This is a genomic window from Dechloromonas aromatica RCB (assembly GCF_000012425.1).
Genome location: NC_007298.1, coordinates 1,687,562 through 1,710,286, shown reverse-complemented (window position 1 = coordinate 1,710,286; position 22,725 = coordinate 1,687,562). Strand labels below are relative to the sequence as shown.

The following is a 22,725-nucleotide window of genomic DNA, read 5'->3' as shown; positions in this document are numbered from 1 at the left end:
CTATCGAGGGATGCGCCCCGGATGTCAATTCCCGGAATGGATGCCTGGCTGGCCTCGGCCCCCGGTCGCTACGTACTGGATTGGGAGCAGCGCCAGCTTGATGGCATCGTCGCTGACATTTTCGGTTTCAACGCCTTGCAACTCGGCCTGCCTCAGGGCGATTTTCTGCGCGCCAATCGCATCCCGCTACGTCAGCAGGCCGGTGAATATGGTCAGGTTGACGTGCTATGCAACTACACCGCCCTGCCCTTTGCCTCGAACAGCATCGACCTCGTTGTCCTGCCGCATATTCTCGAATTCAGCGACGAACCGCACCAGATCCTGCGTGAAGTCGAGCGCATCCTGATCCCCGAGGGCCAGGTCATCGTCATCGGCTTCAATCCGCTATCGCTCTGGGGGCTGAAACGCAAACTGGATCGCAATGGCGAGTATCCCTGGAACGGGACTTACCTTTCGATCAATCGTCTGAAAGACTGGCTGAAACTGCTTGGCTTCGAAGTCGACCGCGGTAGCCTTGGATGCTATGTCCCCCCCGTCGACCAACTGAAATGGTTGCAGAACTGGCGTTTTATCGAAAACGCCACTAACCGCTGGTGGAATTTCTCAGGTGGCGTCTATGTGCTGCGGGCCATCAAGCGCACGCACAGCATGCGCCTGATCACCCCAAAATGGAAAAAACAGGCAGTACGGGCCAAGGCACTGCGCCCGATTGCTCAAAAGGAACGTCATGACCGCTGAGGAAACTGTTGAAATATTCACCGATGGCGCCTGCAAGGGTAACCCTGGCCCCGGTGGCTGGGGGGCCATCCTGCGCCTCGGACCACACGAGAAGGAACTGTGGGGAGGCGAGAAGGAAACGACCAACAACCGTATGGAACTGACCGCTGCCATCCGCGCCATCGAAGCGCTGAAACGCCCCATCGGAGGCAAGATCTACACCGACTCGCAATACGTCATGAAGGGCATCAACGAGTGGATTCATGGCTGGAAGAAGAATGGCTGGAAGACTTCGGACAAGAAGCCGGTGAAAAACGCCGATCTCTGGCAACTGCTCGATGCCCAAGTCAAGTTGCACAAGCTGGAATGGATCTGGGTCAGGGGGCATTCCGGGCATCCGGAAAACGAACGCGCCGATGCATTGGCCAACCGTGGCATCGAAGAATTGAAGGGTTAAGGAAGCACCATGCGACAGATCGTTCTCGACACTGAAACCACCGGCCTAGACCCCCGCTCAGGCCACCGTATCATCGAAGTGGCGTGCATCGAGATGGTGAACCGCCGCTTTACCGGTCACCACCTGCACAAATATATTAACCCTGAGCGCGAAATCGACGAAGGCGCCCAGGCGGTGCACGGCATCACCCTTGAATTCCTGGCCGACAAGCCTAAATTCGCCGACATCGCCGACGAGTTTCTTGAGTTCATCAACGGCGCCGAATTGATCATCCACAACGCGCCTTTCGACATCGGCTTCCTCAATGCCGAACTCGACCGGCTCGGCCGGGTGCCGGTCGGCACCATTTGCAATGGCGTCATCGACACCCTGCGCATGGCCAAGGAGTTGCATCCCGGCAAGCGCAACAGCCTTGATGCGCTGTGTGAACGCTACGAGATCGACAATTCGAGCCGGACCCTGCACGGCGCGCTGCTCGATACGGAATTGCTGGCCGACGTTTTCCTGGCCATGACCCGAGGCCAGAACAGCCTGATGATCGAACCCGATGCAGAGCCACGTCCGAACATCGGCGCCGACGGCCAGGTTCGCGAACGCAAGCCACTCAGCGTACGCCGCGCCGCGCCGGAGGAAATCGCCGAGCACGAAACGGTATTGGCGGCAATCGACAAGGAATCGAAGGGTGCCTGCATCTGGTTGCCCAAGCCAGAAACCGAAGCAGCCTGATTTCGACATGCTGCCAATTTCCCTGCTCATCTGGATCTCTCTGGAAGTCACCGGCTACCTCTACATCGGTCGCCACTTCATGCATCTCGACTGGCCGCTCGCCATCGTCGGCGCCATCAACTGCCTGCTCGGCCTGCGCTTCTGGATGAACGCCACGACCTGGACCTTCGCCATGGCCTTCGCCTCACCGGCCCCGCGCCTTGGCTTTGCCAAGCGGCTGGCAATCATGATCAGTGAATACCTCGCCTTCCTGCTTACCTTCCTGCTCGTCATCCCGTTCGAACGGCTGTGGATGCCGGCCGACCGTCTGCCTGTCGGCAGCCGGCCGATTCTGCTCGTTCATGGTTACGGCTGCAGCCGTGGTATCTGGTGGCTGCTCCGCCGGCGCCTGGAGGCGGCTGGGCATACTGTCGCTTCGGTCAGCCTGATCCCGCCCTATACCAGCCTTGGCAAGCTGGTCCCGCAACTGAATCAGCGTATCGAAGAAGTCTGTGCCTTGACCGGCAGCAAACAGGTCACGCTGATCGCACACAGCATGGGTGGCCTGATCTGCCGCTCCTACCTCGCTCGCCACGGTTCCGATCGGGTCGACTGGCTACTGACGCTGGCCACGCCGCACCAAGGTTCGGCGCTGGCCCGCATTGGCATCGGCAAGAACGCCCGCGAAATGCAACCGGGATCGCTATGGTTGCGCGACATGGCAAGCGAGGCGATCAAGATTCCGTTCGTCAGCCTGCGCAATGCCTACGACAATTACGCCATGCCGCAGGACAACCAGCGCCTGCCCGGGGCGCGCGATGTCGAACTTCCGCCGGTAGGTCACATCGCCATGCTTTATGATAGACGCATCGCTGACCTGCTGATTGAATTGCTGAGACAGAAATCACTATGAATATTCCCGATTCCGCCCGCATCCAGGCACAGGACCTGCTCGACTTCATTGATGCCAGCCCCAGCCCCTGGCATGCCGTGCAGACCTGTGAAACCCGGCTGCAGGCCGCTGGTTTCAGCCGGCTTGAAGAGCTTGATCGCTGGACGCTGAGCGCGGGTGGTCGCCATTACGTGGTACGCGGTGGCTCGTCGATCATCGCCTTCATCATCGGCCGGCAATCGGCCGCCGAGACCGGCCTGCGGATGATCGGCGCCCATACCGATTCGCCAGGCCTGCGCCTCAAGCCGAAGCCGGCCGAGGATGTGGCAGGCATGGTCAGGCTTGGTGTTGAAGTTTACGGTGGCCCCATCCTCGCCACCTTTGCCGACCGTGACCTGTCGCTGGCCGGGCGCGTCAATGTCCGCACGCCGGGCGGCTTCACGACCAGGCTGGTGCATTTCGCCGAACCACTGCTCCGCCTGCCCAACCTTGCCGTCCACATGAATCGGGAAGTTAACGAGAACGGCCTGAAGTTCAACAAACAGACTGAACTACCCCTGCTACTGGGCGTTTCCGAAGACGGCACGAAAGCCGAGGCACGCTTCCGCCAGCCAATTGCCGATCGGCTCGGTGTCGAACCGGGTGATCTGTTGACCTGGGAACTGAACGCCTACGACACGCAAAAAGGCAGTTTCTGGGGCGTGGATCGCGAATTCGTGGCCAACAGCCAGCTCGATAATCTTGCCTCCTGCCATGCCGGACTGAGCGCCCTGCTTGCCACGAAAGAACCCAATGCCACCTGCCTGTGCGCCTTTTTCGACCATGAAGAAGTCGGCAGCGAAAGCGCGGCCGGCGCTGGCGGCAGTTTCGTCTCCGACGTGATCAGCCGACTGGCCGCCAACGCCGGCCTCGATGGCGAGGACCAACGCCGGATGCTGGCGCGGAGCTTCTTCATCAGCGCCGACATGGCCCACGGCTGGCACCCCAATTTTCCGGCCGCCTACGAGCCGTGCCACCACGCGACGGTGAACGCCGGGCCGGTCATCAAGAGCAATGCCAACCAGCGTTACAGCACCAACGCCGATACCGCCGCCCGCTTCATGGCAATCTGTGCCAAAGCAGGGGTGCCCTGCCAGCAATACGCCCACCGTACCGATTTAGGCTGCGGCAGCACCATCGGCCCCATCGTCGCATCACGTTTGGGCATACCGAGCGTCGACGTCGGATCGCCGATGTGGGCCATGCACAGCATCCGCGAAAGCGCCGGCGTCCTTGATCACGCCTATATGATTTCTGCCTTGACCACGAGTTTCACGGACTGAGATGAACGATTCAATCCTTTTCCTGATCGGCACGCTGCTTATCGTCTGGCTGTCGCGCAAGCCACTGCGCAAACCGGGTAGCCACGGCTTCTACCGTTTCTTTGCCTGGGAGGCCATTCTCGGCCTGATCGTGCTCAATCACGGTGTCTGGGGGGATGACCCTTATTCGCCGCACCAGTTCACGTCATGGATGTTGATGCTGCTCAGCATTTTCCTGGTTGCCGAGGGCACGCGCACCCTGCGCCGCCACGGTGCTGCCAATAAAAAACGCGATGACGGCTCGTTCTACGAATTCGAGAAGACCACCCAACTCGTTTCCCACGGCATCTTCAGCCACATTCGCCACCCGATGTACGCGTCTTTGCTGGCCCTGGCCTGGGGTGCCTACTTTCAGGATCCAAGCGCGCTCGGTACGCTCATCGTCGGTATCGCCACATTTTCACTTTGGCTGACCGCGATCACCGACGAAAAGGAATGCCTGGCCTACTTTGGCCCCTCTTACGCCGACTACATGCAGCGGACCAAACGCTTCATTCCCTATTTACTCTGAAGCGGCGCTTGATCCCATCATTTCGTTGCAGGTCGCCCGGCCAAAGGTTTCGGCCTTCTTCGGGCTGGAAATCTGCGGCTCTTCATAGATGCGCTTGATGATGTGGTTGGTAATCCGCGCGCCATCGCTGCCATCCTCGTCAAACAGCTTCATCGGCTGCCCGCGCTCACGGTTGTAGAAAGTCTGCAAGGCATGGTCCCGAACGCGCTCGCAGAAACGAATTTTCTGGGCATCGGGCATGCTGTCGTCGATCGGTCCCGAATGGCCATGTGCCCGGGCACCGGAAACAGCCAGCAAGGCCAGCAGGGTGAAGGTGATTCGTTTCATTCCTTCGGTTCCTGAATTGAGGTGAGGTAAGCCAGAATATCCTGAATGTCCTGAGCCTTCAGGTCGTTCAGCACGCCGATCGTACCCTCTTCGTCATGCGGCCGGTCGCCCTTCAGATAAAGATCGACCTGACGCTGCAGATAATTCGTGTATTGCCCGACCAGCATCGGGAACATGCCGCGCCCTTTGCCAGCCTTGCCATGACAGGCGGCACACTGCTTCTGGAATATCTTTTCTCCGTTGGCCAAGTTTCCCTCGACGCGCGGGATGATCATCACTTTATCAGCCATCAGCAACTTGGTCAGCGCATCCTCCTTGCCGGTGTAGGTGGGCATCTTGGTATCCAGTTCGATCCCGTTCAGATAGGCGGCAATATCCTTGATATCCGAATCCGACAACTCCCGCTCCTGGGTGTAGGGAAACATCGGAATATTGACCCGCGTACGTGCCCGAAAATTTTTCAGCTGGCTTTCGATGTACTTGACTTGCTGGCCGGCGATGCGCGGGTATTCCCCCCGCTTGCCCCCCTGGCCGTTATCGCTATGGCAAGCGGCACAGGTGCCGTTGATTTCCTTGCCTTTTTCAAGATCGGCAGCAAACACCGACGGGCTCGCCATCAGCGCAGCCAGTAAAAATGGAATTCGTAAGTAAGACCGCATGCAATAGATACTCCAAATAGCGCTGCGACGAATTGTCGCATCTCCCAAGCGACTGAAAATTGACTCAAATCACGCATAATTCGCCCCATGGCAACAACGCCCTGTACCAACGAAAACTCCGAGCATCTGGCCAACCTGCGTCGACTGGTCGCTGGCCGCTGGTTCGTACTCGCAGCCTTGACGCCACTGATCCTGCTCGCCCCGGGCCTGCTCGATATTCCGGTGCCACAGGTTCCCCTGCTCGGTATCGTTGCCATTACCGGGCTGTTCAACGCTTTTGCACAATGGCGGGTCAGCACGTCAAAAACCGCCAGCGCCTGCGAACTGTTTGTTCAGTTACTTTTCGACATCGGGGCGCTGACCGCCATCGTTTTCTTCAGCGGTGGCGCTGCCAACCCGCTGGTTTCAATGCTTCTGCCCCCCGTTGCCATCGCCGCCCTGACCCTGCCAGCGCGCTTTGCTGCCGTCGTCAGTGCCGTGGCGATCGCCGCCTACTCGCTGCTGATGGTTTTTTACTTGCCACTGCCAATGCCGGATGCGACACGCGCCACCCGCCTGCACCTGATCGGCATGTGGCTGATTTTTGTCCTTTCCGCCGCCATGATCGGCTGGATCATCATCCGCATGACCCGCCAGATTCGCCAACGCGATGCCCAACTGGCGACTGCCCGCGAACAGGCTCTGCGCGACGAACGGGTCATGGCCATGGGCACCCTGGCGGCCGGCGCCGCCCATGAGCTGGGCACACCGCTTGGCACGATGGCCCTGCTCGCCGGAGAACTGGCCAACGATCCCAGCCTGAGCGGACCGTCACGCGAAGACATCGTGCTGCTCCGCCAACAGATCGGAGTCTGCAAGGAAATCATCACTGGTCTGTCACGCCGTGCCGGTGCCGAACGCCTGGAAAATGCTCCGCTCGAAGCGTCCAATCGCTGGCTGGACAGTCTGCGCCAGCGTTGGCATGCGGCCCGCCCGCAGGCCAGCAGCCGCCTGATCATCGCCAGCGACGGTACGCCCCCCGAAATCCTTGCCGATCCACGGCTTGAGCAGGCCATCCTCAACCTGCTCAACAATGCAGCCAACGCCACGCCGAGTCCGCTGGAAGTCCGGCTTTCCTGGTGCACGGACAACCTGTGCATCGACATCCGTGACCACGGCCCCGGTTTCCCGCCAGAAGTTCTGGAACAGGGCGGGCAGACCAGTTTTCCAGCCCATGAGCAAGGCAGCGGCGTCGGCCTGATACTGACCCGTAGCGCCATCGAACAACTCGGCGGCGCGCTGACCCTGAGTAACCCTGAAGACGGCGGCGCCCTTGCCCGCATCGAACTGCCACGGATACAAGCATGAACGAAATGACGCTGATCATCGACGACGATCCTAGTTTCAATGCCATTCTGGTTCGCACCATGGAGCGGCGTGGCCACCCTGCACGTGGTGCTCAGGATGCAGCGTCCGCACTTGAGCTGGCCCGAGAAATTCGTCCGCTGCGCGTCGTCCTCGATCTCAACCTGAATGGCAGTTCTGGCCTGGCCCTGATCCAGCCCCTGCTCGACATCAACCCGGATAGTCGTATTGTCGTCCTGACTGGCTACGCCAGCATCGCCACCGCAGTCGATGCCGTGAAACTGGGCGCCATTCAATATCTGGCCAAACCGGTCGAGATCGAAGCCATCCTGTCGGCCTTCGAGGACGATGGCGGTCCGGATTTCGACGTAGCGGCCTCGGATGAACCACTCTCGGTCGACCGTCTGGAGTGGGAACACATCCAACGCATCCTCAACGAAAACGATGGCAATATCTCGGCCACGGCCCGCGCCCTGAAAATGCACCGACGGACGCTTCAGCGCAAACTTTCGAAACGGCCGGTCAAGACATGAAACCGGCAACAGTATTCGGCACAACCTAGTTCATCGCTTGCCAAAATGAAAAAAGCCCTGACGGAAGCAATATCAGTCAGGGCTTTTTTGCAGACAAGCAGCTAGGCAGGAGCTTACTTGACAGACATCAGGTAAGCGATAACGTCGCCCCGGGCAGCCGCATCACCCAGGCCGTCGTATTTCATCTTTCCGCCCGCCACAACCTTTTTCGGCTGCGTGATGTAGGCATCGATTTTTTCCGGATTCCAGGTGATGCCGCTTTGCTTCATCGCATCGGAGTATCCGGAGAAATCAGCCACCGAACCGGCCTTGCGGCTGAAGACGCCGTTCAAGCTGGGGCCTTTCTTGTTCTTGCCAGCGACAGTGCTATGACAATCCCCGCACTCTTCGGCAAAGACATCGGCGCCCTTCTTGGCATCGCCAGCAGCCCAGGCTTGCGAACCGGAAAGCATCGCCAGCAGGCAAAGTACGAAAGCAGTTTGTTGTTTTTTCATGGTGCTCACCTAAACCTTAAATCGAAGTCCACAAGAACAGCATGGTCGTGTTGTTGTCACGGGCACGACGCTCGTTGCCTTCACTGTCGAGATAGGTGGAGCCACCCATGAAGCGGGTGTAACCGGTGTATTGGACGCCGACGCGAACATTGGCCCAGCCACCGCCCCACGAGCCTTCCTTGCCCCAGGGGGTCCAGTCAGCCTGCAGGATATAACCCGAGGTGTTCGGACGACCGGAGATCGAGCCGTTAGTAACCAGACCAGTGCCTTCGTCAATGGTGCTGTTGAGGCTGGTGTTGGTCTTGCCACGCAGGTCGAATACACCAACTGTGCCGCCCCAGGTCTGGTCATAGTGATAAGAACCCGCGGCCCGGAACTGATCGATGGTGTTGTGCGCGTCATCGGCACCAAGCATCGTGTAGTTCAGGCGTTGCCATTCCCGTACATAGCTCGCATTGGCCGTAAAGATGTGCTGGCGGTTGCCGAGATACTGGTAGGAAGCATCGATCCCGACATCGCGGTACTTGTCGGCAACACCAAGATCGGCGCGATCCGGTTGAATGTCGGCACTGAAGCCGAACAGACCGACCGAGAAGTTATCCCGCTTGCGGTCCTTGAAATAAGCCAGGCGACCATAGGTTCCGACGCCCTTGAACTTGCCCTGGTCTTCCGTATTGAAAGCATTCAACGCCTTCTTGGAAAGGTTGTTGTACAAGCCCAACTCGGCATAGATGCTGTCATCGTAGAAGGCATAGGCGTTAACGCCCATCACACCGCCACCCAGGCTTTCTACCTTGGGGGCAGCCGGGCCGAAGCCGGCATTGAAGTCGGACGAGGTGTACGGGAAGCGCCACTGACCCAGCGTATTGAACGGATCAGTCAAGGTCGGGTTGGTGTTCAGCGAGACACCGACCGTCATGTCCTTGTCACCCAGCTTGACGCTACGGGCATAGCGTATGTCAGCCTGGTCTAGGGCGTAGGTACGATCGACGCCCGAATAGGTCACTTGCACAAAACTGCCGATGTTGTCTGTCAGGCGTCCGGCCAGAAAAACCGAGGCCTCCTGCATGGCGGTATTGTTATTGTTGTTGAAATGATTGACCTTGTCGCCATCCGGGACGTCCTTGGCGGTATGCGTTGAATTGACCACCATCATGGCGGACAGCGGAATCTTGCCCTCCTTGCCATCGCTATCGGTGTAGCCATTGATCTTGAAGCGGATGCCATAAGGCGTCAGCTGTGGCCCAAAGCCGCCCACGTGGCACGATGCGCACTCCGAGCCGGTCTGGCGAGCGTAACTAGGCAACGCGTTGGCACTTTGAATCGACAGGGCAAAGGCAATGCCCGCCCCGGCCAGAACGGCAAGCTTCCGCAGGCCTGACTGCCGCAGTATGGTTCTTCGAAATACAGCCATGATGTTCATGATTTTCCTCACCTTTTGATCAAGATGCGGCGATTCTCGTCGAGGCAAGCTTGCGAATGCCTGACGAATAGGAAAACTCGTCAGGCATTCGCAAGCTAGGTGTTGCGATGATGCGGGATCAACTAAATTAGGAAACCGCAATGATTTCAATCTGGCAACGCTTCCGTGCCCAAAAGCCTTGGGCAAAAATTCTCGAAGTCGAGGCGATCGTCCTGATGTTGATTGGTGCGCTATTGATGGCCGGCGGCAAGCTGTCGCTCGACCATACGAATACGATCGAGTTTTGCACCTCCTGCCACGAGATGAAGAACAACAACTACGAGGAATACAAGCACACCATCCACGCCATGAACCGCACCGGCGTCAAGGCAACCTGCTCCGACTGCCACGTGCCGCACGAATTCGTCGACACGATGATCCGCAAGATCAAGGCCTCCAATGATGTCTTTCAGCACCTGATGGGCACCATCGACACCAAGGAGAAGTTCGAAGCACATCGCCTTGAACTCGCCAAGCGAGTCTGGCTACGCATGAAGGAAAGCGACTCCCGGGAATGCCGGAACTGTCATGACACCAAGGCCATGGACCCGGAAAAACAGGGGAAAACGGCCCAGAAGCAACATCAAAAACTGGCTTCTGGTGAGCGGACCTGTATCGATTGTCACTATGGCATCGCCCATAAGGAACCCGAAGGGGGAGTTGAGCCTCGTGATGTCGTGGGAAAATAGCGAAGCAACAGATTCACGACAACACTGCAGCTAAAACATATGCGCATCCTGATCGTTGAAGATGACAATCTTGTCGCCCAGGGCCTGAAGCAGGGACTTCAGCAACTGGGCTACACGGTCGATGTTGCCCGCAGTGCGGAAGAAGCCGAGGCGTTCGCAGTGGGTGAGGATTTTGACATTACACTGGTCGATATCGGGCTACCCAAAGCCGATGGTCTGCATTTCATCCGGCAACTTAGAACGCGAGGAAATCGCCTGCCGGCATTGATCCTGACGGCCAGAGACAGCATGGACGACACAATCAAGGGACTGGATGCCGGGGCGGACGATTACATGACCAAGCCCTATCGCCTCCCGGAAGTTGCCGCCCGGATAAGGGCTCTGATCCGCCGCTCAAACGCCGTTGTCGACGCCTGCCTGCACCACGATGGCATACGCATGGACACCCGCAGCCACACGGCAACGCTGAACGGTGAACCGCTCGACCTGACAAATCGCGAATGGGCCATCCTGGAAATGCTGCTGATGGCGTCCCCCGCCGTCGTCAGCAAAGACAAACTGGTTCAGGGACTGGCCGGCTGGGACAAGGACATCACGCCAAATGCCATCGAAGTTCATGTCTCCAGGCTACGCCAGAAGCTCACCACTGGCACTATCGTCATCCGAACAGTTCGCGGTATTGGATATCGTGTCGATGCAGCCCAAAACTAACCCTCCGCGACAACGTGAGCCCTTGTCGCTGAGACAGCGCCTGATCCTGGCGCTGTTGACTCCGCTGATCGTGATACTGGCATCGTCCTCGATCTTCGATTACCAGCTGGCGAAAAAGACAGCGAATCGCGCCCATGACCAGGCGCTGGCCGACAATGTCTTCGATCTGGAATCGCATATCAAAAGACAAAATCCGTCGCCTACCCTCGACCTGACCGAAGAAGCCGAAGCCATGCTGCGTAGCAACGCACCCGACATGCTGTATTTTTCGGTCAGCGACTCGAGTGGAAAAGTACTGGCGGGCGATACCGACCTTCCCAAGACGCACTCCCAAAAAAGCGAACAGGTCGAGTTCCGTGATGGAATCTATCAGGACAAGGCTGTCAGAATTGCCTCCCATCGGGCCAACATCAGGAACCGGGAGTTTCAGATCGTGGTTCTGGAAACCACTGAAAAACGCCAACAGGCCAGCTCAAGGATTCTGACGGCGATGGTCATTCCCAACCTCGCCGTCATCCTGGCCACCATGCTGGCCGTAATCTTTGGTGTCCGGCAAGGCCTCCTCCCCCTGCGCGAGGTCGAGCACGATATTGCCGTTCGCTCAGCCAATGACCTTCACGAAATCGAGCTTTCCGGAACCCCCTCCGAAATCCGCCCGATGCTCCACCGTCTCAATGAGCTTTTTGCGCTCGTGCGCGAATCAGTCGAAGTTCAGCAGCGCTTCATCGCCGACGCTGCGCATCAGTTACGTACCCCCCTGGCCGGCCTGCAGACACAACTGGATTTGGCCACCTCCGAAGGCGCTTTTAGCAACAACGTTGAGCGCCTCCAGTTGATCGAAGAATCGACTGCGCGTATCGGCCATTTGCTCACCCAGTTGCTCACCTACGCCAGGGCTGAAACGTCAAACGCCATCAAGGCAAACTTTGAGCCCGTACAACTCAACCTGCTGGCCGAAAATTCCGCTTCGATCTTCCTTGATGCGGCCTTGGCAAAAAACATCGATCTGGGCTTCGAAATATCGCCGACGACGACCCTGGGATTCCCCTGGATGCTGCAGGAGGCACTATCCAACCTGATCGACAACGCCATCCGCTATACCCCGCCCGGCGGCATCATCACGGTTCGCAGCAGTAGCGCAGACAAGCAAGCCTGCATTGAAGTCGAAGATAGCGGCCCCGGCATTCCTGACGAGCATCTCAAGCACGTATTTGAACGCTTCTACCGCATCCCCGGCTCCCCGGGTCATGGGTGCGGACTAGGGCTGGCGATAGTCAGCGAAATTGTCCAGCTTCATGGTGCCAGAATCGATCTCGAAAAAAGCCCGCAGGGTGGCTTGCGAATTCGCATCACTTTTCAAGCGCTGGACTAATCTCGAATAGCAAATGCCATTACCCGACATACTTCGCTTGGAGATACGCCAAGCACGCGACGAGCTTGGTCGAAAAAGCGGGTAAAACAGGCAAGCCCAAAGACAATGGTGGCGACCAGTTCCGGCAAGTGGATTATTTCAGCAGCCACGCTTATGCGATATGAATGGCTTGATTTCGAGAATAATCCCCTACCTTAACTGAGTCTTTATCAGCCTCCAGAAACAGACCCGTGGCATCTGCGATGCCCTTGGAATACCACGATTTTTATCAAGCACCGGACAAACCAGAAAAATACATATGCATTTACTTGTATGACTTTAGTAAAGAAAATAGACTATGAAAAGAAAACAAAATAAATAACTAAAAAAATCTATTCACGCCAATTTGTGGAGACTTAATTGCTGGACGCAGAACAAGAGTATCAGGCGCTAATGAATAACGCGCCTGTGGGCATTCTTTACACAAAAAACGGCGAAATACTTCGCTATAACGCCAAGTTTTCCGAAATCTTTGGTTTTGATACCGAAATCATTGGCAAATCGGCAAGACAGCTCTGCCCGTCGGATGCCGCGTATGAAGCGCTGGGGGAAGTAGCCGGCCCGATCCTCTCCGCAGGCAAGCCTTTTCATCAGGAAATCCAGCTCAGGCACCACGACGGGCATACTTTCTGGGCTGACGCCGTTGCCTATCTCTTTGATCCACGACACCCCGCAGAGGGAACCATCTGGATCATCAACGATATATCGGAGCGCAAGCAGGCTGAACGGAATCTTCATGAAACCGTGCAGGAACTGCAAAGCATTTTCAACAATGCATCCGTTGGCATTGTATTCACCAACCGTCGCACCGTCCTGCGCTGCAACCGTCGCTTCGAGGAAATAGTCGGCTACGCCTCGGACGAATTACACGGGATGCCCACTGCCAATCTTTACGCCAGTGCAGAGAGCCATGAAGAACTGGGTCGCCAGTCCTCTCCATTGTTGTCAGCCGGAAAAGCATTCAGTGCCACAAAGCAGTTCAGGAGAAAAGATGGCCATCTGATCTGGTGCCAGGTATTCGCAAAAGCAATCGACCCCAACGACCCCAGTCGTGGCATTGTCTGGATTGCTGCCGATGTCACCGAGGCCGTCAGCACTCGGGAAGCACTGGAAAAATCATCGCGTGAAATGGAAGCGCTGATGGCCAATTCATCGGTGGGCATCGTTGTCACCCATGATCGAAAAATCGTCCGCTACAACCAACGTTTCGGCAAGCTGTTCGGGTTCCCCGGAGAGAATGGGATCGGCATGGATACGGCCGGACTCTACCGATCGGCCGAAGAACACACCGAACTCAATCGGCGTGCCGCCCCCGCTCTTTTCCAGGCCAAGCCATTCCAGACCGAGCTCTACATGCGCCGCCAGGATGGCAGCGACATCTGGGTCAACCTGATCGGCTACGTGGCCGATCCAACGGATCCATCAATGGGCGTATTCTGGATTGCCGAAGACCGAACTGCCTTCAAACAGGCCGAAGAGGAACTCAAAAAAGCCTATTTCGACCAGCGCCTGATTTTCGACAATTGCGTCGCGGGCATCGCCTTCGTACGAAATCGGGTATTCCAGCAATGCAACCGCCGGTTCGAAGAATTGTATGGCTACGGACCGGGCGAGTTAACCGGCAAACCGACAAGGGTCACCTACTTCTCCGATAAAGCGCACGCCGAGATAGGTACGACCGCCTACGAGATGCTGGGCAGAGGCGAAACCTTCGTTTCGGAAGTCGTTCACCGGCGACAAAACGGAGATCCGATCTGGATGCGGATTACCGGCCGGGCCATCGATCCGGCAAATCCGAACGATGGTTCCATCTGGAACTACGAAGACATCACCTCTCGCAAAGTGGCCGAGGACTCCCTGCGTGAGTCAGTCATGCTGCAGCGGGCGATTCTCAACAGCGCAAAACTGATGATCTTGTCGACCGACAGCGAAGGTCGGGTCATCTCATGCAACCCGGCGACGGAGCAGATGCTTGCTTATCCTTCCGCCGAATTGCTCGGACGAACGCCCGTTGAGTGCTTCTTCCTTCGTGAAGAAATTCAGGAACGTCGCCGGGCGCTATCCTCAGAAACGGGCTTCGATCCGGCCAGCGATATTGATGTACTGCTGGCCAGGGTCCGGCTGGGCTCGGTGGACCAGGGGCAATGGACCTTCCAGCGCAAAGACGGCGAGAAATTCATCGTTGAACTCTCCATCTCGGCACTGCACCCCGAAGATAAAAAAGCCCAAGGCTTTCTCTTTGTTGCCAGCGACATTACCGAGCGAAAACGGGCCGAAGATGCGCTGCTGCGCTCCAGGGACGAACTCGAGCTGCGCGTCAAGGAACGCACCAGCGAACTCGAAAGCGAGGTGCTTGAGCGCCGTCGTATCGAAAGCAAGTTACGCTACCTTGCCCACCATGACGCACTGACCGGCCTGGCCAATCGAACGCTGCTCCAGCAACGGCTCGGCGAGGCGATGGACAACGCAGCCCAGGACGATACCAAGGTCGCGATCCTGTTCATTGACCTGGATCGTTTCAAGACCATCAATGACTCCCTGGGCCACCACATTGGCGACACACTGCTCAAAAATGTTGCCAGTCGACTGACTGAAACGCTCCGCTCCAACGACACGATCGCCCGGCTCGGCGGTGACGAGTTCATGATCATTCTGCCGCTCAAGGCAAACGAGGCACTGGCGGGCAAGCTTGCCTCGAAAATCCTCGATGCCTTGCGCCCTCCGATACGCATCGATGGGCACGAGTTGTTCGTCACGCCATCCATCGGCATCTGTTTTTATCCGAATGACGGGGTTACCGTAAATGCCCTGATGCGTAACGCCGATACTGCGATGTATCAGGCCAAGGCCAATGGACGGAACACGTATTGTTATTTCACGGCAGAGATGAATGCCGCGGCCGACAACTACTTCCAGATCGAGTCAGACCTTCGTCGCGCCGTGGACCGGAATGAGTTCGAAGTGTTTTACCAGCCAGTCATTGACCTGAAGACTCACCGCATCACCTCCTACGAAGCCCTGGTCCGCTGGCGCCATCCCACCAAGGGCCTGGTTGGCCCGGCCCAGTTCATCACGGTTGCCGAGGAAAGCGGTCTGATCGGCGAAATTGGAACCATCGTTTTGCGTCAAGCCTGTTCTCAACTACGAAGCTGGATCGACGAAGGATTTACTTCACCGATTCTGGCGCTCAATCTATCCCCTATCCAGTTCAACGACCCCAATCTCACCGAGGGCATTTGCCGCATCCTTCGCGACTACGATCTGACGCCCGATCGGATCGAACTGGAAATCACGGAAACCGTCATCATGCAGGATGGCGAGTTGGCGCTGGGCACCTTGCAAAATCTGAGTAGCCGCGGTTTCCGCCTCTCGATCGACGACTTCGGTACCGGTTACTCAAGTCTGGCCTATCTGAAGCGCTTCCCTGTCGACACGCTGAAGATCGACCGCTCCTTCATCACGGACATGACTGCGAATGAAAATGACAGGGCTATTGTCACCGCCATCATGGCGTTGGCCAACAGCCTTCATCTTTCCGTAATTGCTGAAGGCGTTGAGACGAAGGAGCAATACGATTTGCTGTCAGCCCTGAACTGTAACTTTGCCCAAGGCTATTACATGGCCAAGCCAATGCCTGCCGAGATGATCAGCCTCGAAACAGCTGCGACCACCTGAACCCGTTGAAGTACCAAAGAATGGGGCGCTCAGTTTTCAACTGAGCGCCCCGGATAATCTGGGCAGCGAAATGCTCAGGTTTTCAGTGCTTATGGTCCATAACCGGCATCCCGGCCGCCATCGGCCGGACCACCTTGGCATCGACCTGCTTGGCACTGCCATCCTCAAAGGTCAGCGTGATCGGCACGACATCCCCCTCCTTCATCGGCGCCTTGAGATCGATCAGCATGATATGCAGGCCGCCCGGCTTGAGCACCGCCTCCCCCTTGGCCTTGATGTCGATGCCCGGGACCGGACGCATCTTCATGACGCCCCCCTCATTGAGATGGGTGTGCAGTTCGGTCACTTTGGAGACAGGATTGTCAGCCTTGAGCACCTTGACGTCCTTGTCGCCATTATTCTTGATCACCATAAAAGCACCGGTAGCCGGCGCATTGGGCGGCGCCAGGCGAACATAGGGGTCCTGTACGGAAACGTTGTCGGCAGCACCAGCAAAAACACCGGCCGAGAACATCAGGCCAGCGGCGAACATTGACAGTTGTTTCATGGCTTCACTCTCCATCATGGTTGTTTCAAATGCTTGCGTATCGCGACGACGACCTGATCGGGCGGTGTCGCATGAGCGATCTTGCCGACCAGTTGTCCGTCTGGTGCGACAATAAACGTATCGGCCGAGTGGTCGACAACATAGCCACCGCCGGCGGTCTCGACTTTTTGTTCGGCATAAAACACACCGTAGCGCTTGGCGATTTCGGCGATGTTTTCAGGTGTTCCGGTCACGCCAACGATGGCTGGGTGAAAAAACTCGACATATTCCTTCAGGCGATCCGGCGTGTCGCGTTTGGGGTCAACCGAGACAAAGATCATCGCTACCTGGGCCAGCTCCTCGGGCTTAAGCTGCTTTAGTCCCTCCGAAGTTGCGGCCAGCGAAGTCGGACAGATGTCAGGGCAAAAGGTGTAACCGAAATAAAGCAGGACCAGTTTGCCACGGTAATCCTTCAGGGACACCGGCCCGCTGGCCGACTGCAGCGTGAAATCTCCGCCAGCCGCGATCACCGCCGCGGGTATGGGACGCTCCGGCATTTCCGGCTGCCAAAAAACAGCAACACCAGCGACGACAAGGGCAAGCAACGCAGCGATCACCATCAGAATACGTTCGCCCATCACTCGTGACTCCCTGAACTGAACCGATATGGCACGGCAATGCGCTCACTGCCACTTTCGATCAGCACCGTCGCCTGCCAATCCATCTGACCGGTAATACAGACAGGCAAGGTTACCTCGCCGGCATAGTTGCCCTCGCCCTTAGCGGCCAATTGCGGGCGGTTCAACCCCATATTCATGTCGATGCCGGCAAAATCGACTTCCACGCGAGATGGCGAAAAACCACTGGTCGTCACCTGCACCTCAAATGGCTTGACCATGGGTATAGGACGCGTCCCCATCGACAGGATGACCTTACCGCCGGTCGGCAAGGTAACGCCACAAGCCTCACGCTGCAAATTGCAGGCAGGGTCGGGCCGGATAGTCACATCGGCTTTCGGCAACAACATCGGCGACAGCTTGTAGCCGATGACCACGACAAGCACGATCAACTCGATGCCGATCAGATCAATCAGTATTTTCTTATTCACGAGAGCAATTCAGGGCTTTGAGCCGTTGGGAGGATGCATTTTCGCTGATGATGAAAGTTTGAATTTAACAAAGATCAATTCTTTCACGTTCAGCGCGGAATACATTGTGCGGCATATTGTCGCAGGGGCGATTTGTCGCAGGCGACGATGGGGGAATGGAAGTTCTTACTTCTGGAATTCATGGGAGAATCAAGATGAAGAAATTTGTAGTTAAAACGACCGCGGTTTTGCTGGCGGCGGGTTTTGCCGCCACGGCATGGTCTGCCGAATCACTGCAGGACGTGATGAAGCGTCGCGGTCTCAGCCAGCAGGATCTGCTCGCTGCCTCCAAGACCTATGTCCCGACCGGCAAGCGTGACGAGTTCGTCGCCTTCAGTTCTGGCGGCCAGTCCGGCCAGATCATCGTGTACGGTATTCCGTCCATGCGCATCCTGAAGTACATCGGCGTCTTCACGCCGGAACCTTGGCAAGGCTACGGCTTTGACGAAGAATCCAAGGCTGTGCTGCGTCAGGGCAACATCGACGGCAAGGAAATCAACTGGGGCGATACGCACCACCCGGCCATGTCCGAAACCCAGGGCAAGTATGACGGTCAGTTCCTCTTCATCAACGACAAGGCCAATCCGCGCCTCGCCGTGATCGACCTGCGTGACTTCGAAACCAAGCAGATCGTGGTCAACCCGATCTTCAAGTCCGAACACGGTGGCGCCTTCGTCACCCAGGATACGGACTACGTCATCGAAGCTGCCCAGTACGCCTCGCCGCTCGAGAACAAGAAGTTCTTCCCGCTCGAAGAGTTCAACGAAAAGTATCGCGGTGGTGTGACCTACTGGAAGTTCGACCGCAAGGAAGGCCGCATCGATCCGAAGAAGTCGTTCTCCCTCGAACTGCCGCCGTACAGCCAGGACTTGTCTGACGCGGGTAAAGGCCCGTCCGACGGTTGGTCCTTCACCAATTCCTTCTGTTCCGAGCGTTACGTTGGCGGCATCGAAAAAGGCCGTCCGCCGTATGAAGCCGGTTGCTCTGCCAAGGACACCGACTATCTGCACGTGATCAACTGGAAGAAGGCTGCTGAACTGGTTGCCCAGGGCAAGGCCAAGAAGATCAACGGCCACGACGTGATCATGATGGAAACCGCGATCAAGGAAGGCATCCTCTTCCTGGTTCCGGAACCGAAGTCGCCGCACGGCGTCGACGTCACGCCGGACGGCAAGTTCCTGACCGTTGCCGGCAAACTCGACACCCACGTCTCCGTCTATTCCTTCGAGAAGATTCAGGCCGCCATCAAGGCCGGCAAGTTCGAATCCAAGGATCCGTACGGTATTCCGGTCATCGGCATGAAGGATGCACTGCACACCCAGGTTCAGCTCGGCCTTGGCCCATTGCATACCCAGTATGACTCCAAGCCGTGTATCGCCTACACCTCGCTTTACGTCGACTCCCAAGTCGTCAAGTGGAATCACTGTGAAGGCAAGGTCCTCGACAAGATCTCGGTGCACTACAACATCGGTCACCTGATGACCATGGAAGGCGACTCGGCTGATCCGAAGGGCCGTTACCTGGTGGCGCTGAACAAGCTCTCCATCGACCGCTTCACGCCGGTTGGTCCGCTGCATCCGCAGAACCACCAGTTGATCGACATCAGCAACGACAAGATGCAACTCCTGTACGACATGCCCGTACCGCTGGGTGAGCCGCACTACGTGGTGGCCATCGAAGCCTCGAAGCTGAAACCAGGCGTTCGCTACAAGGTCGGCACCAACAGCCGTACCGACAAGCCGAGCCCGTTCGGTGTTCGCGCCGGTGAAGAGCACACCGACAAGAAGGGTAACAAGATCGAAGTCTTTGGCACCCTGATCCGTTCGCACATCACGCCGGAAACCATCGAAGCCGAAGTCGGCGACGAAGTGACGGTCCACCTGACTAACCTGGAACGCGCTCAGGACGAAACCCACGGCTTTACCGTGTCGACGTTCAACACCCACGCTTCAGTTGAGCCGGGCAAGACGGTGACCGTCAAGTTCAAGGCGGACAAGGAAGGCGTCTATCCGTACTACTGCACGGAATTCTGCTCCGCACTGCACCTTGAAATGCAGGGTTACCTGCTGGTCAAGCCGAAGGGCTGGAAGCCGGGCAAGACGGCCGAAGCCAAGGCCAGCTACACGGAAGCCGACTATAAGGCGACGGTGAAGAAGGTGGCTGATACCCAGGTCGTTATTGATTCCGTGGTGGGTTTCATCACCAGCGTGAATTACAAGGACTTCCCGGATGTCGTGGCCATGGTCGAAGATGCAACCGACCAGTTGAACAAGATGAAGGATGCCAAGGCCAAGCACGAAGCCGCAGCCGCCAAGAAGGATTGGGACCAGGCCAACCTGTGGGCTGAGCAAGTCTGGCAATACCAGGTCAAGGCAGCCGACATCGGCCTGCGTGCCAAAACCTATCTCGAACAGAACGGCGCCAAAAAGGTCAAGTAAGCCTTAGTAAGCGCGGCACAATAGAGGGGCAGAGCAATCTGCCCCTTTTTCTTTTTGAGTAGGCCAAACAAGTTCACATGACGAGAACGCCTGACCCACTGCCTCTTTCTCTGGCCGGGTTTGCCGGAGCCTTGTTGACGATGCTCGTCTGGAGCGCGCTCGTTCTCGCCTCCCTGTTTGCCCAGCGTGAGCAGCTGAACCGAACCGCAGCCGAACTGGCAAGAATCGACGCCGTTGCAAACCTGAAGAAAGACATGGCCATCCGCAAATGGGCATCTTCGGTAGAGGGCGTCTTCATCCGCGAAAAATTCATCCCGCCGCACAATTCACTTGAGGAAGAAGAGCGCCTGAACGCGGAGCGTAGCAACGGAGAGCGCCTACGACTCGTCACCGTGACCCCTATTCATCTTCTGCTCGCCATACAAGGGCAAGTCAGAGGCGATTCCGGCCTTCAAGAACGCCTCACCTCAAAGCAATTGCGCAATATCGGCAACGCACCGGACGCATGGGAGACACAAGCGCTGGAGGCACTTAGCCGCGGTGGCGACATGGTCACCGAAGCCCTGCCCAAGAAGGGGGGACATGGCTTGATGCGGGCCATGATTCCGATGCGAATGGAAAAGGAATGCCTCGAGTGCCACCGTGACACCCTGGTGCCCGTCGGTGGCTTGCGTGGCGGTGCGACGGTCAGCATCGACCTCAATACCTACCGGAGCGCCCAAGAGCCAACCTGGCGTGTCATCCGCTATTGGCACACCGGTATCTGGCTACTCGGCATCGCCACTATCCTGCTCCTCCACTACATCGCCCGACGACGTACTGCGGATCTGCTACGCGTCGAGGAAGGTCGCCGGGAAAACGAGATGGCATTTGCCGCCATGGCGGAGGGCGCCGTTATCACCGATTCCGAGGGCACGATCCTGTGGGTCAATGATGCGTTCTGCCAGATCTCCGGTTACGCACGCGAAGAAGTCATCGGCGCCAACCCGCGCATCCTGAAATCCGGCGTGCATGACCGTGACTTCTATGCCGCACTCTGGCGACAACTGATGCAGACGGGACACTGGCGCGGCGAAATCTGGAACAAGCGAAAAAATGGGGAAATCTATCCAGAAGAAATATCCATGCAGGCCCTGCGTGCCCCCAATGGGAGCATCCATCGCTACATCTCCATTTTTTCCGACATTACCGAGCGCAAGAAAACTGAGCGTGAACTAGCCAGCCACCACGAGCGTCTCGAGGAGCAGGTCAGAGAGCGCACCGAGGAACTGAGCGTCGCCCGCGACCAGGCGGAAGCCGCAAACCAAAGCAAATCAGCCTTCCTCGCCAACATGAGCCACGAGTTGCGCACCCCGCTGAATGCCGTCATCGGATTCTCGCAGTTAATGGAGAAGGATCCCGGTCTGTTGCCGGTCCAGCAACGCAACCTGGAGATCATCAACCACTCCGGTCGCCATTTGCTCACGCTGATCAACGATATCCTGGAGCTCTCCAAGATCGAGTCCGGAAAACTCAGGATGACCACCGAAGAAACCGATCTTCGGCTGTTGCTCGAACAGGTCGTGGAGATGATGCATCTCCGTGCCCAGCAGCTCGGCCTGCAACTGAAACTGGAAACCACCAATCTACCACCCCTGATCGTCATCGATCCCGGCATGTTCCGCCAGATATTGCTCAACCTGCTATCCAACGCCCTCAAGTTCACGCCAAAAGGTGAAGTGTGCCTGCACGTTGCCGCCGAGGCTGTCAGCGCACAGCAGTCCCGGATAAGGTTCAGCGTCCGCGATACCGGCATTGGAATTTCCGAGAACGACCGTGAGCGAATCTTCTCCTCTTTCGAACAAGTCGGTCCGATGCATCAAGGTGGAACAGGACTGGGACTGACCATCAGTCGCCGCTACGTCGAGATGCTCGGAGGGGAACTGAGTGTCGATTCGGAACTCGGCAACGGCTCGGACTTCCATTTCACCATTTTGGTTGGCGTTGGCGAAATGAAGCGCTTGCCCAATGCCCCCGCCACACTGCAAATTTCGCCGGAGACATGCCGGCAACGCATTCTCGTCGTCGATGACAGCCCCGAGGCTCGCCTCCTCATCCGCTCCTTGCTTGAACCACTCGGCTTCTTGATTGGCGAATCGGCCAGCCTGGACGAGGCACGACAATCAATCGCTGAAAATCGCCCCGACCTGATTCTGCTCGACTGGCTCTTGCCTGATGGCGAGGGCAGCCAACTGATCCGGGAGCTATCGGCATCGCCCACCGCTCTTCCACGAATCGTCATTCTCACGGCCAACGCCCTGGCCGAAACTCGGGTACAAGCCCTCGCTGCAGGCGCCGACGATTTCCTGTGCAAGCCCTTCGAACGAGCCGACCTTCTGCGCAGCATCGGCAACTGCCTAAACCTCCCCTTCTTTGAAGCAACCGGAGGGTCAGCCTCTTCCGCACCAGAAACCACGCGTCAGCCGGAACTGGCGGATCTGCCCGATGAGTGGCGCAACCGTCTAACCCAGGCTGCGCTATCGCTCAACCCCGAGGAGATCGACAATGTCCTCCAACGTATTGCCAGCATCGCCCCCGAGACCGCCAGAGCGTTAACCGAGTTGTGCCGTGAGCGCCGCTACCAATCGCTCTGGGACCTGCTGGGCATACTGGAACAAGAGGATTGA

21 protein-coding genes are annotated in these 22,725 nt (G+C 57.4%); 14 read left to right on the top strand and 7 right to left on the bottom strand.

The features are described 5' to 3' along the window. Positions 1-21 precede the first annotated feature (21 nt). From DARO_RS08215 to DARO_RS08190, 6 genes are read left to right on the top strand one after another with little or no spacing between them, the layout of a single operon-like run. Positions 22-738, top strand: a complete 717-nt coding sequence (locus tag DARO_RS08215) for a class I SAM-dependent methyltransferase (RefSeq protein WP_011287351.1) — start codon at positions 22-24, stop codon at positions 736-738. Then, complete coding sequence (gene rnhA, locus DARO_RS08210) at positions 728-1,174, top strand: ribonuclease HI (RefSeq protein ID WP_011287350.1); 447 nt, start codon at positions 728-730, stop codon at positions 1,172-1,174. Before DARO_RS08215 ends, rnhA begins: the two co-directional genes overlap by 11 nt. A 9-nt stretch (positions 1,175-1,183) precedes the next feature. Continuing rightward, a complete protein-coding gene (dnaQ, locus tag DARO_RS08205; RefSeq protein WP_011287349.1) occupies positions 1,184-1,900 on the top strand; it encodes a DNA polymerase III subunit epsilon in 717 nt (238 codons plus the stop codon). 7 nt (positions 1,901-1,907) lie between these two features. Further along, positions 1,908-2,792 (top strand): alpha/beta fold hydrolase, encoded by an 885-nt coding sequence (locus DARO_RS08200; protein ID WP_011287348.1) that lies wholly within the window; start codon positions 1,908-1,910, stop codon positions 2,790-2,792. After that, positions 2,789-4,093: a M18 family aminopeptidase gene (locus DARO_RS08195; RefSeq protein ID WP_011287347.1), complete on the top strand. Its 1,305-nt coding sequence runs from the start codon at positions 2,789-2,791 to the stop codon at positions 4,091-4,093. Before DARO_RS08200 ends, DARO_RS08195 begins: the two co-directional genes overlap by 4 nt. Position 4,094: 1 nt before the next feature. After that, positions 4,095-4,643, top strand: coding sequence for a methyltransferase family protein (locus DARO_RS08190; RefSeq protein WP_011287346.1), 549 nt, complete (start codon positions 4,095-4,097; stop codon positions 4,641-4,643). Here DARO_RS08190 and DARO_RS08185 read toward each other — a convergent pair. Next, positions 4,635-4,970, bottom strand: coding sequence for a hypothetical protein (locus DARO_RS08185; RefSeq protein WP_011287345.1), 336 nt, complete (start codon positions 4,968-4,970; stop codon positions 4,635-4,637). The genes DARO_RS08190 and DARO_RS08185 overlap by 9 nt on opposite strands. Further along, positions 4,967-5,587 (bottom strand): c-type cytochrome, encoded by a 621-nt coding sequence (locus DARO_RS08180; protein WP_497463045.1) that lies wholly within the window; start codon positions 5,585-5,587, stop codon positions 4,967-4,969. Before DARO_RS08180 ends, DARO_RS08185 begins: the two co-directional genes overlap by 4 nt. Positions 5,588-5,716: 129 nt before the next feature. Here DARO_RS08180 and DARO_RS08175 point away from each other — a divergent pair, with 129 nt between their 5' ends. Together DARO_RS08175 and DARO_RS08170 are read left to right on the top strand one after the other, a co-directional pair. Continuing rightward, the gene (locus tag DARO_RS08175) at positions 5,717-6,976 is read left to right on the top strand and encodes an ATP-binding protein (protein WP_011287343.1); all 1,260 of its coding nucleotides are present in this window, start codon (positions 5,717-5,719) and stop codon (positions 6,974-6,976) included. Next, positions 6,973-7,506 (top strand): response regulator, encoded by a 534-nt coding sequence (locus DARO_RS08170; protein WP_011287342.1) that lies wholly within the window; start codon positions 6,973-6,975, stop codon positions 7,504-7,506. Before DARO_RS08175 ends, DARO_RS08170 begins: the two co-directional genes overlap by 4 nt. A 113-nt stretch (positions 7,507-7,619) precedes the next feature. Here DARO_RS08170 and DARO_RS08165 read toward each other — a convergent pair whose 3' ends face one another. Further along, positions 7,620-8,000, bottom strand: a complete 381-nt coding sequence (locus DARO_RS08165; RefSeq protein ID WP_011287341.1) for a c-type cytochrome — start codon at positions 7,998-8,000, stop codon at positions 7,620-7,622. A 16-nt stretch (positions 8,001-8,016) separates the two neighbouring features. Next, on the bottom strand, positions 8,017-9,423 hold the full coding sequence (locus DARO_RS08160; RefSeq protein ID WP_011287340.1) for a hypothetical protein: 1,407 nt from the start codon (positions 9,421-9,423) through the stop codon (positions 8,017-8,019). 140 nt (positions 9,424-9,563) lie between these two features. On the opposite strand from DARO_RS08160, the gene DARO_RS08155 reads away from it, so the two are divergent. From DARO_RS08155 to DARO_RS08140, 4 genes are all read left to right on the top strand, one after another. Beyond that, the gene (locus tag DARO_RS08155; RefSeq protein WP_011287339.1) at positions 9,564-10,151 is read left to right on the top strand and encodes a NapC/NirT family cytochrome c; all 588 of its coding nucleotides are present in this window, start codon (positions 9,564-9,566) and stop codon (positions 10,149-10,151) included. Positions 10,152-10,190: 39 nt separating this feature from the next. Beyond that, positions 10,191-10,862 (top strand): response regulator, encoded by a 672-nt coding sequence (locus DARO_RS08150; RefSeq protein ID WP_011287338.1) that lies wholly within the window; start codon positions 10,191-10,193, stop codon positions 10,860-10,862. Then, entirely contained in the window at positions 10,846-12,234 is a 1,389-nt protein-coding gene (locus DARO_RS08145; RefSeq protein WP_011287337.1) for a sensor histidine kinase N-terminal domain-containing protein, read from the top strand. Before DARO_RS08150 ends, DARO_RS08145 begins: the two co-directional genes overlap by 17 nt. 399 nt (positions 12,235-12,633) lie before the next feature. Next, positions 12,634-15,948 carry a bifunctional diguanylate cyclase/phosphodiesterase gene (locus DARO_RS08140; RefSeq protein WP_049758568.1) on the top strand — a complete coding sequence of 1,105 codons (3,315 nt, stop codon included), beginning with the start codon at positions 12,634-12,636 and terminating at the stop codon, positions 15,946-15,948. A gap of 82 nt (positions 15,949-16,030) precedes the next feature. On the opposite strand, the gene DARO_RS08135 is transcribed toward DARO_RS08140, so the two are convergent. The 3 genes from DARO_RS08135 to DARO_RS08125 are packed head-to-tail and all read right to left on the bottom strand — an operon-like array spanning position 16,031 to position 17,582. Beyond that, positions 16,031-16,495, bottom strand: a complete 465-nt coding sequence (locus DARO_RS08135; protein WP_041224840.1) for a copper chaperone PCu(A)C — start codon at positions 16,493-16,495, stop codon at positions 16,031-16,033. A 14-nt stretch (positions 16,496-16,509) separates the two neighbouring features. After that, on the bottom strand, positions 16,510-17,112 hold the full coding sequence (locus tag DARO_RS08130) for an SCO family protein (protein ID WP_011287334.1): 603 nt from the start codon (positions 17,110-17,112) through the stop codon (positions 16,510-16,512). After that, positions 17,112-17,582 (bottom strand): hypothetical protein, encoded by a 471-nt coding sequence (locus tag DARO_RS08125; protein ID WP_011287333.1) that lies wholly within the window; start codon positions 17,580-17,582, stop codon positions 17,112-17,114. The genes DARO_RS08130 and DARO_RS08125 overlap by 1 nt, the downstream gene beginning before the upstream one ends. Before the next feature lie 194 nt (positions 17,583-17,776). Between DARO_RS08125 and nosZ the strand changes: the two genes are divergently transcribed. Both nosZ and DARO_RS08115 read left to right on the top strand, forming a co-directional pair. Next, entirely contained in the window at positions 17,777-20,059 is a 2,283-nt protein-coding gene (gene nosZ, locus DARO_RS08120) for a Sec-dependent nitrous-oxide reductase (protein ID WP_011287329.1), read from the top strand. Positions 20,060-20,136: 77 nt separating this feature from the next. Then, entirely contained in the window at positions 20,137-22,725 is a 2,589-nt protein-coding gene (locus DARO_RS08115) for an ATP-binding protein (RefSeq protein ID WP_497463044.1), read from the top strand.